The sequence below is a fragment of the Streptomyces pseudogriseolus genome (assembly GCA_002154585.1).
GTDB classification, from domain to species: Bacteria; Actinomycetota; Actinomycetes; order Streptomycetales; family Streptomycetaceae; genus Streptomyces; species Streptomyces pseudogriseolus.
The window spans coordinates 1-12757 of record MUNG01000237.1; the positions used below are offsets into that span (position 1 = coordinate 1).

Sequence of the window (12757 nt, forward strand, 5' to 3'; positions counted from 1 at the left end):
GTCGGGGGCCCGTCTCACGGCTCCGCGACGAACGGCTGCTCGGTCCAGATGATCTTGCCGGTGGAGGTGTGGCGGGTCCCCCAGCGGTGGGCGAGCTGGGCGACGATCATCAGGCCGCGGCCGCCCTCGTCCGTGGTGCGGGCGTGGCGCGGGCGCGGTGAGGTCCCGCTGCCGTCGGCGACCTCGCAGATGAGGCCGCGGTCACGGATCAGCCGCAGCGACACCGGGCCCGACGCGTGCCGGATCGCGTTGGTGACGAGTTCACTGACGATGAGTTCCGTGGTGAACGCCAGGTCGTCCAGGCCCCACTCCGTCAGCTGCCGTACGGCGGCCGTGCGGGCGGTGCCGACCGCCTCCGGGTCGCTGGGCAGGTCCCAGGAGGCGACCCGGTCCGCNNGGGCGGGGTACGGCGAGGGCGGCGCCCAGCCGGGCGATCCCCTCGTCGATGTCCTGGTCCGGGGTCTCGACGAGACCGTCGGTGTAGAACGCCAGCAGGCTGCCCTCGGCCAGGTCCCGCTCGCGCGACTCGAACGTCAGGTATCCGAGCCCCAGCGGAGGCCCGGCGGGCAGGTCGAGGACCTCGGCCGTGCCGTCCGGGGTGACGAGGACGGGCGGGAGATGGCCCGCGCGGGCCATCGAGCACCGCCCGCTGACCGGGTCGTACACGGCGTACAGGCAGGTCGCGCCGAGGAAGGCGGCGCCCGCGGCGGCGGGTTCGTGGTCGTCGTGGGCGCCCATCAGCCCGATGACCAGGTCGTCGAGGTGGGCGAGCAGCTCGTCCGGCGGCATGTCGAGGTTGGCGAGGGTGCGCACCGCGGTCCGCAGGCGTCCCATCGTCGCGGCGGCGTCCATGCCGTGCCCGACGACGTCGCCGACGACCAGCGCGACCCGGGCGCCGGACAGCGGGATGACGTCGAACCAGTCGCCGCCGACGCCGTTCGGGGCGTCGGCCGGCTGGTACCAGGACGCCACGTCCACCGCGGACCCGCCGGTGAGGCCCTGGGGCAGCAGCGCCTGCTGCATGGCGCGGGCGGCCGTGCGCTCGCGGGTGTAGCGGCGGGCGTTGTCCATGGCCACGGCGGCGCGGGAGACGATCTCCTCGGCGAGCCGCACGTCGTCGTCGAGGAACGGGCCGGATCCCTCGGTGCGGGCGAAGGTCGCCACGCCGAGGGTGACGCCGCGGGCCCGGACCGGCACGACCATCAGGGAGCTGTAGCCGTACTCGAGGATGGACGCGCCGATCGAGGGGTCCTCGGTGACCCAGGGGCTGGTCGCGCGGTCGAGGGTGCGTTCCACGAGGGTGCGGCTCTCCAGCAGGCAGCGGGTGACGGGCGAGGAGGGGGCACGCCGGACGGCCTCGCCGAGGGCGAGGCTGCCGCCGCAGCCGCCCTCGCGCGCCGACGACTGCCCGGCGCGGCGGATGACCGGGGACAGGCCGACCGGTCCGGGCGCGGGTTCGTCGCCGCGCATCACGGTGTCCAGCAGGTCCACGGCGACGAAGTCGGCCAGCGGCGGCACGGCCTCGTCGGCGAGTTCCTGCGCGGTGCGGCGGACGTCGAGGGTGCTGCCGATGCGGGCGCCGACGTCGTTGAGCAGGGCGAGCCGGCTCTGGGCGCGCCACCGTTCGGTGACGTCGACGACCATGTACAGGACGCCGACGACGGTGTCGCGGCGGTCGGTCACGCCGAAGAAGGACACGGAGACGGCGCGGGCGTCCCTGGTCTCCTCGTCCTGGCTGCGGAACTCGAAGTCCATGACGGGCTCGCCGGTGTCCAGCACGCGCCGCATCTGCTCCTCGAAGCGCCGGAACTCGGGGGTGGGCCGCAGTTCGGTGAGCCGCCGCCCGATGCGCTGCTCCAGGGGGATCAGCCGGGCGAGCGGTTCGTTCACCCACACGTACCGCAGGTCCGTGTCGAGCATGGCCAGGCCGACGGGCGCGCGGGTGAGGAAGGGCGTGAGCACCACGGAGCTGGTGCCGCCGCCGGGCATCCGCCAGAAGGCGCGTTTCGGGGGCCGTCCGACGTACCGGCCGAAGACGAGGGCGGCGACCGTGGCGGCGGCGACGCCCGGGACCATCTCGTAGACGTTCGTCTCGAGCGGGCCGAGCAGCGGGTCGACCGAGTCCCAGGCGAGGACCGTGCCGGCGCCGGCGACGATGCCCGCCATGGCGCCGGCCGACGTCATGCGGGGCCAGTACAGCGAGAGCAGCACCACCGGGCCGAAGGCGGCGCCGAACCCGGCCCAGGCCTGGGCGACGATGTTCAGCAGCCCGCCGCCTCTCAGCGCGATCACGTACGCCACCACGATGACCAGGACGACGGTGGCGCGCCCCACCCACACCAGCGTCCGGTCGCGGGCCCTGCGGTGGAGGAACGCCCGGTAGAAGTCCTCGGTGAGCGCCACGGAGGACACCATCAGCTGGCTGTCCGCGGTGGACACGACGGCGGCCAGCACCGCGACCAGCACGATCCCGGCCACCCATGGGTCGAGCAGCAGGCGGCTGAGCGCGATGTACACGGTGTCGGGGTCGGTCAGGGCCGGGGTCAGCTCGCCGATGCCGGCCAGGCCCACGAGGGTGGCGCCGGTGAGGACGAGGATCGCCCAGCCGGTGCCGATGCGGCGGGCCGCGGGAACGTCCCGGGTGCTGCGGATGCTCATGAAGCGGGCCAGGATGTGCGGCTGGCCGAAGTAGCCTAGCCCCCACGTCAGCAGCGACACGATCGCCACGACCCCGAGCGGCCCCTCGGGCGACCACGCCCCTCCCGAGTACGCGACGCGGGAGCTGAACTCGCGCAGCGCGGGCTGTCTGCCGTCGAGGGCGCCCCCGAGGGCGCCGAAGCCGCCGAGGCGCGCGATCGCGACGGCGGGCAGCACGACCAGGCCGAGCAGCATCAGCGAGGCCTGGAGCACGTGCGTGAGACTCACCGCGAGGAAGCCGCCCAGGCACGAGTAGATGACGATCAGCAGCCCGGTGAGGGTGACGCCGACGGTGAAGCGCAGGTCGAAGACGGTCTGGAACAGCAGCCCGCCCGCCACCAGACCGCTGGCGACGTACACGGTGAAGAAGACGAGGGTGACCGCGGCGGACACCAGGCGCAGCATGCGGGTGCGGTCCTCGAACCGCTCTTCGAGATAGCCGGACAGGGTCACCGCGTTCCCGGCGCGTTCGGTGTAGGTGCGCAGGCGCGGCGCGACGAACAGCCAGTTCAGGTACGTCCCGACGACGAGCCCCACGGGGAGCCACACGGAGCCGAGCCCGGCCGCGTACACGGCACCGGGCAGCGCCAGGAACAGCCAGCCGGACATGTCGCTGGCGCCCGCGGACAGCGCGGCGACCCAGGGGCCGAAGCGGCGGCCGCCGAGGGCGAAGTCGTCGAAGGTGTGCGTGCGGGTGTAGGCCCGGATCCCCGTCCCGATCAGGGCGAGCACGTACAGGATGAACGTGGCGACGATCGGCGCGCTCAGCTGGAACATGTGGTCCTCGCCCGGAAGTCCCGCGATGCGCGGCACACCCTCGGTCCGGCGGGCAAAACATGACTTCGGCGCCAAATCTACTCAGGTCGGACGTATGCAACCAGGGGAACGCGGGCGCGGGGACCTCCGGGCGTGGGGCGTAGGGGGGGTGGCGGCCCTGCGACCGTGCGGACGGAGCCCCGTCCCGGCGTGTCCGCCGCGAGCAGGCCGCAGGGGGCCGTCAGGCGTGCAGGGCCCGCAGTCGCGCGCGGCGCCGGCGGGCCGCCTCGAAGGCGTACGCGAGCAGTTCGTCGCAGGGTTCGATGACGTCCACCCCGACCACGACGTCCCGGCGCGCGTCACCGCCCGCGTCCGGCCGTACGAGGACGACGGGACGGGTGGCCCGTGCTACGACGCCGAGCGAGACGGAACCGGTGAGCAGACCGGCGACCCGGCCGAGCCCGCGCGACCAGCACCAGCGGATCGGCGTCCTCCGCGGCACGCACGAGGGCGACGGCAGCGGGCCCGTCGGCCTGCACCTCGTGCACCCGTACGTCCGGCAGGACGGCGTGGACGCGTTCCGCCGCACGCTCCAGGACCCGCGGCGCAAGGCGGCCATCGACGGTGGTGGCGGTGTCCGTACCGCCGCCCTGCCCCGGGTGCCGCCCCTGTACGTGCAGCAGCCGCAGGGCGACTCCACGGCGCGCGGCTTCGCGGGCGGCCCATTCGGCGGCCGCGAGGCTCTCGGCGGACCCGTCGACACCGACGACTACCGGCGACTCCATGGCATGCACCTCTCGCTCGGAGCGTTCCCCGTCGACGCTCAGCCTCGCCGGGGGCGGCGGGTGCGGGGAGGGCCCACCGGACCCGGGACACGCACCCGACGGTTCCGGCCAAGACCGAGCCACAAAAACAGACCTCCAGGACATAGAGGCCATTCGGCCCTGCTCACCTGCCCCTGAGGCCCTGGGATCCGGGCGGCGGCGCCCGAAGGCTGGAAACAACCGCTCCCGACACGAACCGACCGCGCCAGGCCGGGAGGCACCCCACCGCACGAGGAGACGCAGTAATGAAGATCACCGAGGTTGGCGCCGTCATGACCACGGACGTGGTCACCGCCGCGCCCGGCACCGCGCTCGGGGACGTGATCCGCGCGCTCGGGGAGCACCGCGTCGGCGCCCTGCCGGTGACGGACGAGGAGGACCGGGTGATCGGCGTGATCTCCACGTCGGACCTGACGCGTCCGCGCCCGGTGCGCCGGCGGGCCCGCACCGCGGGCGACGTGATGTCGGCCCCGGCGGTCGTCGTAAAGGCGGGCGCCACGGTCACGGAGGGGTCCTGGCTGATGACCGGGCACGACGTCGGACGGCTGCCGGTGGTGGACGACGAGGGGCGGCTCGTCGGCATCGTGACCCGCGCCGACCTGCTCCAGGCCGTGCTGCGCACCGACGGCGCCATCGAGCGCGCGGTGCGCAGGGACGTCCTCGGGTCGGCGCTCTGGCTGACACCGCGGGCGCTCGCCGTCACCGTCGAGGACGGCGTGGTGACCCTCACCGGCCGGCTGGAGCGGCGCAGCGACGTGGACGTGGCGGTACGCGCGGCGAGCCGGCTCGGCGGAGTGGTCGCGGTCGTCGACCAGCTGTCGTACGGGGTCGACGACACGCGTCCACGGCCGGCCGCCGTCGAGGCCGAGGAACCGGTCGCCGGAACGTGACCGGCACCGCGTCGGTTTCCGGGGTACCCGGGCCCTACGGCACGTTCCCGGGACCTTCGGCCCTGTGCGCCGCGTCCGCCGGAGTCGGACGGTGGAGGCGGAAGCGACCGGCACATCCCGGGCCGCCCGCGGCGGAGGAGACAGTCATGTCGCACACCCTGGAATGGAAGACCCGCCTCTACCTCTTCGAGGAGGACGGAACGACGAAGGCACGCGCCACCCTCGACACCGGGACGACAACCCTCACCGGCCACGGCGCCGCCCACCGGAACCCGGCGGACACGGACGTCCCGGAGATCGGCGACGAGCTGGCCGCGGGCCGCGCCCTGCGCGACCTGGGCAGCCAACTCCTGGATATCGCGGAACGCGACGTCGAGAGCGTGGGCGCACGAAGCGGCGAGAGGACCGACCCGGTCCTGGGCTGGTCGCTGTAGACGGGGAAGAACGATTCACCCCGCTCGGGATTCGCCCGAAAGTGTCCATCACGCCGCTGATGTGCACGTATGCGTTGATCACGCTGCCACACTGGCTCCGGCTCAACGCCACGGGCGCACAACGGACGGGGTTGCCGCATGCCAGACCTAATCGTGGACTTCACGCTGCTCAGCACGTCCGCGAAACAACTGAAGGCCATCCACAACGAGTTCACCGCTCTGGACGACTGGAAGGACGACGTCAGGTCGGTGGTCGGCGCCCCGGAGATGACGGCGGCCATGAGCCACTTCGTCGACAACTGGGACGACAACCGCGAACGCCTGCTCGACTCCCTGCAGTCGGTCGGCCAGATGGTCGAAGGCACGAGGGACGCCTTCAAGAAGCTCGAGGACAGCCTGGCGAAGGCCGGCGCGCGGAAGCGATAGACGACGTCCGTGGCACGACCCAAGGACTGGCATCCACTGCGTGAAAGTGATCCCGTTCCCGGCGACCCGGAGGGGATTCGCGACCAGGTCCGGCACATGAGGAAGGTCGCCACGTACCTGCGCACGCAGGCCGCGGCGCTCCATGCCATGGCCGAGGCCGACAACCTGAAAGGCCGGTACGCGGAGAGACTGGGCGAGGAGGCCCGCGGACTGGGCCGCAAACTCGACGAGGCCGAAGACCGCTACCGCGAGGTCAAAGGCCATCTGTCGGACTGGGCCGACGAACTGGAGGAACTGCAGAAGCGGGCGGACAGAGTTCTGGAGGGCGCCCAGAAGGCCCAGCACACCGTCGACGACGAGCAGCCGGCTGAACGCGCCCGGGACGATCTGGAGGACGCACGGAAGAGGCTCGCCACCGTCGAGGGTGATTACCGGGAGCGTGCCCGTCACTTCGCGGGAAAGATCCGGTCGTCCATCGACGACGACATGAAGGACAGCCTCTGGAGCGACGTGAAAGGCTGGATCGCCGACGCCGACTGGCTGCAGGCATGGACCGAACGCCTCAGCTGGCTGGCGACGGCCGCGGGCATCCTGGCCATGTTCATCCCCGTGGCGGGCTGGCTCGCACTCGGTCTGACCGTCGCCGTGTCACTGTCCCACCTGGCGACGGCGGTGACCGGCAACGGCTCATGGTTCGACGTCCTCATGGACATCGGGGCACTCAAGCTGACGCGCAACGGGCTGAAGGCGGCCAAGGCGATCAAAGCGCTCCAGCGAAGTTCCCGGGAGACCGCCTCCGGTCTGGCCCGCGACGGCGCGAAGGCGCGGGCTGCCGCGTCCAATGCCGGCGCTCGTAGGGCAGCAGCGCGCGCCGGCCGCAAGCGAGGGGGAACCTCCGGCAAGAACCGCGAAAGGGCGAGAGCCCGGCGGCTGCGCATGGAGGGCGAGAACCGAACGGCGGGAAGGAGCGCGGCCGACACCGTACGCGACGCCGAATTGCCCCTGACGAACGCGAGAGAGACGGCCGGCGCCCTTGGGGACGCACAGGTCAGCCGCCAGATGAAAGACATCCGGAAGTGGCGGGACACCTACCCGGACAACACGACACTGTCGAGCAACGCTCACCACGCGCAGCGCCACCTGAGGGAAATGCAGGGATCATGGGCGGTCGGAACTGCTCTGGACCTCGGCGACAAAGTCGGGGACGACGTCTCGGGCGGAAAGTACGACAAGGCGAAGGGGCGCATGGAAGCGCCGGTCGGTCAGTGGTGACGGAGGGGGTGCGATGACCCGCCAGGAAGTCGACGGAACACGACGCGATGGTGCGCAGAAGCGCATCGACCGGTCGGTCACGGTCCTGAAGGTCGTCCTCGCCCTCGCATGTGTACGCCTTCTCGCCGGCCCGGCCACCGAAGACTTCCTGGGAGACGCCGTGGTCGGCCTGCCGACCTGGGAGTGGTCGCTCTTCGCGCTGAGCCCGCCTCTCCTGCTCCTCCTGCATCGCCGCTCCGCCGACTGGCGGCTCCTGTCGTACGACGCCATCTACGTGAAGTCGGCGGCCGGGCTGTACCTCTCCTACGCGGCTGCCTGCAGCGCCTTCCGAGGCGGCCGGCCGCTGTGGATCGCCGTCGTCGCTTCGCTGGCGACCTTCCTTGGGATCTGGTGCCTGAACCGGCGGGAGCGCTCGAATGCCGTCTGAGGCAACAGAGTTGGTGTCCGTCGACTCGCCCGTCACGGGTTACCGCATCATCCTGCCCGACGACTGGACCCGCCTCCCCCTTCGCCACGGCACGGAGGACGCCGTTCGCCGGATTCTCGACGAGGCTCTCAGTCGTGTTCCGTTCCGTGCGTCGACGGGTCAAGCCAGCGATTTCACCCGGCAGTTGGAGAGCCGTTTCCGCGGCGTGGTCGCCGAAGCCCGGCGGAGCGGCGCCCTCGACCTGTACCTGCCGGTCAGGAAGACGGGGACCGTCAACCTGGGTGCTTCCCTCGTCGTGTCCGAGACCCTGCTGCCACGCCGCGGTGAGTCCGACGCCGGCGACCCCACCGACGTGGCCGTGCGGCTCCTGTCGCGAGACGGGTCCCGGAACGCCGACCTCAGCTCGGGAGAGCTCGACGGGGCCGTGGCCGTCCGTCGAGAGCACGTCGTTCCGGCCGACGCCGGCCGAGGGGCGGAACTCGCGTCCCGGCGGGTCGAATACCTCGCGTCCGTGCCCGGCGACGCCGCCCGCTGGTTCCTGGCCGCCTTCTCGACGGTCGGTGGCGGCAGGCCCGACGACGAGCTCGCCGACGCCCTCGTCGAGTGGTTCGACGCCGTGATGGCGACGTTCCGTTGGAGGCGCGGGTGAGCCGGCCTCCGTTCCTTGCCGTCCTCGACATCGAGCACATCGATCCGTACCCGTGGACTGCGATCCCTCCGCACGACGGCGGCGACGACATGCTGGAGGAGTGGGACGACATCCGGGCCTGGTGCCGTGAGGAGGCCGAAGACCTGTGGGCGGACCGGGAGCTGGACCCGGGTCCGGACGGCATCGATGTCGTCGCCGCCACCCTGACCCGGTGTGCGGAGACCTTCTCGCCTCTCGGCACGAACCACTGGCTGTTCCTCCACCGGGACCATCCCCTCGATGTGCCGCTTCCCGTGCTCGCGGCGATCGGGCCCTCCTCGGAGCCGCGCGACGAGACGCTGCGCGCCCTGACGATGGCCGACGACCCGGCAGCGGTGGAGCCGCCGGTGGTGAAGCCCTTCGTGTCCCGGCGGCTCGGAAAGGGCCTGACCACCTTCCGCTACGTGCCGCAGGACGACTCCCCGCGGTTGATCGCCTGTGTGCGCTACGCCTGGCAGCTCGACGAGCCCGGTGCCGATGTCGTGCTGTGGACGGCGACCGAGGACGTCACCCGCCTCATGGCAGCCGCGGCGGACCTGGAGGAACTGGCGCATTCACTGACCGTCTACGACCCGTGGGCGGACGACGTCTGACAGCGGCCGCCACCCTCGCGCGTCCCGCCTGCGCAGCACCACCGCCGCGCCCGTCAGGGCGAGCGCCGTGCAGGCCGCGACCGAGGCCAGGGACGGCCAGGCGCCCAGGCTGCCCACCGTGTCCGGGGTGGCGTCCGACGTCTGGGTGAGTTTCTCCAGTGCGGCCGTCGGGGTCGCGCCGGCGATCCAGCGCTGGAGGTCGCCGAGGAGGAGGCCGAAGAGGGACGGCAGGAGCAGGACGGCGATCACGGTGGTGACGGCGCCCGCGGGGTGGCGTACCAAGGTGCCGATGGCCAGGCCCAGCGCCCCGACGAGGGCGAAGACCGCCGCGATGCCGAACAGCGCGGGCAGCGGCTCCCCTTGGGGGTGGGAGCCGTCGATGACCGCGTCGCCCAGCAGGTACGCGGCCGTGCAGGAGACGAGTCCGACGGCGTACAGCGTCGCCGACACCAGCGCGGCCTTCGCGGCGAGCACGCGGCCGCGCCGGGGCACGGCGGTCAGGGTGGTGGCGATCGTGCCGCTGGAGTACTCGCCGCACACCGACAGCGCGCCCACCACTCCGGCGGTCATCAGGGCGACCACGCTGAGGGTCAGGCTGCCGCCGAGGACGGTGTCGTCGGGTTGCAGGCTGCCGGTCGCGCCCACGAACACCGCGCCGATCACCGTCATGAGCGCGGTCGCGGCAGTGGTCCACAGCGTGGAGCGCAGTCCGGTGAACTTGGTCCATTCGAAGGCCAGGGCCTCCCGGAAGCCTAGGGCGAGGCGGCGGCCGTGGTCGTCGAGGTCGTCGTGGCTGTGTCTCCTTGTCGTCGGTGTTGCCGCTCCCCCGGTACTCGACGGCCTCGCCGGTCAGCTCGGTGTAGACGTCCTCCAAGGAGGAGCGGTACGGGATGAGTTCGTGCAGGGCGAGGCCGTGCTCGCGGGCCAGTTCGCCGATGGCGGTGGTCGTGGGGCCGGTCACCCGCCAGCCGCCCTCCGGGTCCGGGCGCACCACGGCGCCGTGGCTGTCCAGCAGGGCGCGCATCGGCGCGGGCTCCGGGGTGCGCAGCAGCGTCGCGTCCGGGGAGTGCGTCTCGATGAAGTCCCGCATGTCCGTGTCTGCGAGCAGCCGGCCGCGGCCGATGACGATGATGCGGTCGGCGGTCAGCTCCAGCTCGCTCACCAGATGGCTGGAGAGGAACACCGTGCGCCCCTCCGCCGCCAGGGACTTCAGCAGGGTCCGGATCCAGCGGATGCCCTCGGTGTCCGGTTCCCTCGCACCGCCACGGTGTACAGCGCCACCATCACCGGCAGGTTCAGCAGCTCGCCGATGTGTCCGTACAGGGCCCGCCCCGCGCACGCCGCCCCGGTCACCACCGCGACGCCCACCGGCCACCGGGTGCGCACCAGCAGCGCGCCGACGGACACCGCGAACAGCAGCCAGGTGACCTCGTCCGCCTGCCGGTGTCCGGGGTCGTTGACCTCCGCGTCCGGGCCGGTGAACAGCGCGACGACCGCCGCGACCACGGCGTCCGCGAGGAACGGGGGCAGAGGCCGGAGGATCCGGCGGCGCGGTGAGAGATCGGTACGGCTCACAGGCTCACCGTTGGAGTCTTTCCGTGGCCGCGCGTACGACCGCGGGAGTACACGCCGGGACGGGGCGCCGTGCGTGAAACCCGGTGACGCCCCCTTGGATCGCACCGGCCGAGGGCAGATCCTGAGCTGTGGCCGTGTCGCCGGGAAAGATCGTCCGGCTCGCCGGACGTCGTCTCACGTGCCCTCTCGGGGCGCAAGGCCGATACTGCCTCTGTGGGGCTCCTGCCGGTACGCATCCGCCCCGCGACCGCCCGACCGGCACCACAGGTACGACGACCCGCCTGCTCAGCCCCCAGGAGGTACCGATGAAGATGCTGATCAACGTTCCGGAGACCGTGGTGGCGGACGCGCTGCGCGGTATGGCGGCGGCCCATCCCGAGCTGACGGTGGACGTGGAGAACCGGGTGGTGGTCCGCAAGGACGCCCCGGTGGCGGGCAAGGTGGGCCTGGTGTCCGGCGGCGGTTCGGGGCACGAGCCGCTGCACGGCGGGTTCGTCGGCCCGGGCATGCTGTCGGCGGCCTGTCCCGGCGAGGTGTTCACCTCACCGGTGCCCGACCAGATGGTGCGGGCCGCGGCGGCCGTGGACAGCGGCGCCGGCGTGCTGTTCATCGTGAAGAACTACACCGGCGACGTGCTCAACTTCGACATGGCGGCCGAGCTCGCCGAGGACGAGGGCGTCCAGGTGGCGAAGGTGCTGGTCAACGATGACGTGGCGGTGACCGACAGCCTCTACACGGCGGGCCGCCGGGGCACCGGTGCGACGCTGTTCGTGGAGAAGATCGCGGGCGCGGCGGCCGAGGAGGGGCAGCCGCTGGAGCGGGTCGAGGCGCTCGCGAAGCAGGTGAACGAGAACTCCCGCAGCTTCGGCGTGGCGCTCAGCGCGGTCACCACGCCTGCCAAGGGCTCGCCGACGTTCGACCTGCCGGCCGGCGAGCTGGAGCTGGGCATCGGCATCCACGGCGAGCCGGGCCGTGAGCGGCGCGCGATGATGACGTCCGGGGAGATCGCCGAGTTCGCCGTCGGCGCGATCCTCGACGACCTCACCCCGCGCAACCCGGTGCTCGTGCTGGTCAACGGCATGGGCGCGACGCCGCTGCTGGAGCTGTACGGCTTCAACGCCGAGGTGCAGCGGGTGCTCGGCGAGCGCGGCGTCCCGGTCGCCCGCGTCCTCGTCGGCAACTACGTCACGTCCCTGGACATGGCGGGCGCGTCGGTCACCCTGTGCCAGGTCGACGAGGAGCTGCTGCGGCTGTGGGACGCCCCGGTGAGTACGCCCGGGCTGCGCTGGGGAATGTGATCCACACCGGAGCCGATCGACACCGGGGCCCGCGCCCCGGTCACCTACCACGCGAGGAGATCCCGTGCTGGACGCCGACTTCTTCCGCCGTTGGATGACGGTCACCGCCGCATCCGTGGACAGCGAGGCGGAACGGCTCACCGCCCTCGACTCGGAGATCGGCGACGCCGATCACGGCAGCAATCTCCAGCGCGGGTTCCGGGCGGTGAAGGACGCGCTGGACAAGGAGCCGCCCGCCACGCCCGGCGCGGTGCTCACCCAGGCCGGCCGCCTGCTGGTGTCCACGGTGGGCGGCGCGTCCGGCCCGCTGTACGGGACGCTGCTGCGCCGCACCGGCAAGACGCTGGGCGAGGCGCCGGAGGTGAACCGGCAGCAGTTGGCGGAGGCGCTGCGGGCCGGGGTGGACGCCGTGATGAAGCTGGGCGGGGCGGCGCCGGGCGACAAGACGATGATCGACGCGCTGCTCCCCGCGGTGGACGCGCTGGGCGAGTCGTTCGCCGCGGCGCGGGACGCCGCCCGGGAGGGCGCGGTCGCGACGACGCCGATGCTGGCCCGCAAGGGCAGGGCGAGCTACCTCGGCGACCGCAGCATCGGGCACCAGGACCCGGGCGCCACCTCGGCGGCGCTGCTCGTCTCGGCCCTGCTGGAGGCCGGACCCGGCGACGGGGAGGCGGGCGGGGGTGAGTGAGGTGGGCGACGGAAAGCTGGTCGGGATCGTCCTGGTCTCGCACAGCGCGGCGGTCGCGTCCTCCGTGGCGGAGCTGGCGCAGGGCCTGTCGGGCGCGGGGGCGTCGGTGCCGGTCGCTCCCGCGGGCGGCACCGAGAGCGGTGACCTCGGCACCAGCGCGGAGCTGATCGCCGCCGCGGCGGCGTCCGT

13 protein-coding genes and 3 pseudogenes are annotated in these 12757 nt (G+C 72.6%); 10 read left to right on the plus strand and 6 right to left on the minus strand.

Going from position 1 to position 12757, the window contains the following annotated elements; genetic code table 11:
• Positions 1-14: 14 nt before the first annotated feature.
• From putP to CCN29_RS36100, 3 genes and pseudogenes are all read right to left on the minus strand, one after another.
• Positions 15-3474, minus strand: a pseudogene (gene putP, locus CCN29_RS21530) (sodium/proline symporter PutP).
• A gap of 220 nt (positions 3475-3694) precedes the next feature.
• Positions 3695-3955 carry an adenine nucleotide alpha hydrolase family protein gene (locus CCN29_RS36095; RefSeq protein ID WP_442538440.1) on the minus strand — a complete coding sequence of 87 codons (261 nt, stop codon included), beginning with the start codon at positions 3953-3955 and terminating at the stop codon, positions 3695-3697.
• Positions 3956-3959: 4 nt separating this feature from the next.
• Positions 3960-4391 (minus strand): annotated as a pseudogene (locus CCN29_RS36100) (universal stress protein); the annotation flags it as partial.
• A 131-nt stretch (positions 4392-4522) separates the two neighbouring features.
• Between CCN29_RS36100 and CCN29_RS21540 the strand changes: the two are divergent.
• The 7 genes from CCN29_RS21540 to CCN29_RS21570 all read left to right on the plus strand — a co-directional run bounded on the left by CCN29_RS21540 (position 4523) and on the right by CCN29_RS21570 (position 9007).
• The gene (locus CCN29_RS21540) at positions 4523-5167 is read left to right on the plus strand and encodes a CBS domain-containing protein (RefSeq protein ID WP_086683812.1); all 645 of its coding nucleotides are present in this window, start codon (positions 4523-4525) and stop codon (positions 5165-5167) included.
• A gap of 146 nt (positions 5168-5313) precedes the next feature.
• The gene (locus tag CCN29_RS21545; protein WP_031016699.1) at positions 5314-5601 is read left to right on the plus strand and encodes a DUF1876 domain-containing protein; all 288 of its coding nucleotides are present in this window, start codon (positions 5314-5316) and stop codon (positions 5599-5601) included.
• A 138-nt stretch (positions 5602-5739) separates the two neighbouring features.
• Positions 5740-6027 (plus strand): hypothetical protein, encoded by a 288-nt coding sequence (locus CCN29_RS21550; protein ID WP_086683816.1) that lies wholly within the window; start codon positions 5740-5742, stop codon positions 6025-6027.
• 9 nt (positions 6028-6036) lie between these two features.
• Positions 6037-7299, plus strand: a complete 1263-nt coding sequence (locus CCN29_RS21555) for an AAA family ATPase (protein ID WP_086683819.1) — start codon at positions 6037-6039, stop codon at positions 7297-7299.
• A 13-nt stretch (positions 7300-7312) separates the two neighbouring features.
• On the plus strand, positions 7313-7726 hold the full coding sequence (locus CCN29_RS21560) for a hypothetical protein (protein WP_086683822.1): 414 nt from the start codon (positions 7313-7315) through the stop codon (positions 7724-7726).
• A 184-nt stretch (positions 7727-7910) separates the two neighbouring features.
• Positions 7911-8375 (plus strand): hypothetical protein, encoded by a 465-nt coding sequence (locus CCN29_RS21565; RefSeq protein WP_442538439.1) that lies wholly within the window; start codon positions 7911-7913, stop codon positions 8373-8375.
• The gene (locus tag CCN29_RS21570) at positions 8372-9007 is read left to right on the plus strand and encodes a hypothetical protein (protein WP_086683827.1); all 636 of its coding nucleotides are present in this window, start codon (positions 8372-8374) and stop codon (positions 9005-9007) included. Before CCN29_RS21565 ends, CCN29_RS21570 begins: the two co-directional genes overlap by 4 nt.
• On the opposite strand, the gene CCN29_RS21575 is transcribed toward CCN29_RS21570, so the two are convergent.
• From CCN29_RS21575 to CCN29_RS21585, 3 genes and pseudogenes are all read right to left on the minus strand, one after another.
• Positions 8969-9676, minus strand: a complete 708-nt coding sequence (locus CCN29_RS21575) for an ABC transporter permease (protein ID WP_086683831.1) — start codon at positions 9674-9676, stop codon at positions 8969-8971. The two genes, CCN29_RS21570 and CCN29_RS21575, sit on opposite strands and share 39 nt — an antisense overlap.
• A 211-nt stretch (positions 9677-9887) precedes the next feature.
• A pseudogene (locus CCN29_RS36835) lies at positions 9888-10097 on the minus strand (DUF8746 domain-containing protein); the annotation flags it as partial.
• A 119-nt stretch (positions 10098-10216) separates the two neighbouring features.
• Positions 10217-10582, minus strand: coding sequence for a DUF7134 domain-containing protein (locus CCN29_RS21585; RefSeq protein ID WP_006134479.1), 366 nt, complete (start codon positions 10580-10582; stop codon positions 10217-10219).
• A 305-nt stretch (positions 10583-10887) separates the two neighbouring features.
• On the opposite strand from CCN29_RS21585, the gene dhaK reads away from it, so the two are divergent.
• The 3 genes from dhaK to CCN29_RS21600 form a co-directional block, all read left to right on the plus strand.
• A complete protein-coding gene (dhaK, locus tag CCN29_RS21590) occupies positions 10888-11880 on the plus strand; it encodes a dihydroxyacetone kinase subunit DhaK (RefSeq protein WP_006134480.1) in 993 nt (330 codons plus the stop codon).
• A gap of 64 nt (positions 11881-11944) precedes the next feature.
• Positions 11945-12568 carry a dihydroxyacetone kinase subunit DhaL gene (gene dhaL, locus CCN29_RS21595; RefSeq protein WP_006134482.1) on the plus strand — a complete coding sequence of 208 codons (624 nt, stop codon included), beginning with the start codon at positions 11945-11947 and terminating at the stop codon, positions 12566-12568.
• A gap of 1 nt (position 12569) precedes the next feature.
• The coding region (locus CCN29_RS21600) for a PTS sugar transporter subunit IIA domain-containing protein (RefSeq protein WP_503167722.1) at positions 12570-12757 on the plus strand (188 nt) is incomplete at its 3' end.

What these genes read in the sequence shown, in the direction of transcription:
- dhaK (WP_006134480.1), top strand. Translation starts at nt 10,888, where the DNA reads ATGAAGATGCTGATCAACGTTCCGGAGACCGTGGTGGCGGACGCGCTG.
- CCN29_RS21550 (WP_086683816.1), top strand. Translation starts at nt 5,740, where the DNA reads ATGCCAGACCTAATCGTGGACTTCACGCTGCTCAGCACGTCCGCGAAA.
- CCN29_RS21560 (WP_086683822.1), top strand. Translation starts at nt 7,313, where the DNA reads ATGACCCGCCAGGAAGTCGACGGAACACGACGCGATGGTGCGCAGAAG.
- CCN29_RS21540 (WP_086683812.1), top strand. Translation starts at nt 4,523, where the DNA reads ATGAAGATCACCGAGGTTGGCGCCGTCATGACCACGGACGTGGTCACC.
- CCN29_RS21545 (WP_031016699.1), top strand. Translation starts at nt 5,314, where the DNA reads ATGTCGCACACCCTGGAATGGAAGACCCGCCTCTACCTCTTCGAGGAG.
- CCN29_RS21575 (WP_086683831.1), bottom strand. Translation starts at nt 9,676, where the DNA reads ATGACGGTGATCGGCGCGGTGTTCGTGGGCGCGACCGGCAGCCTGCAA.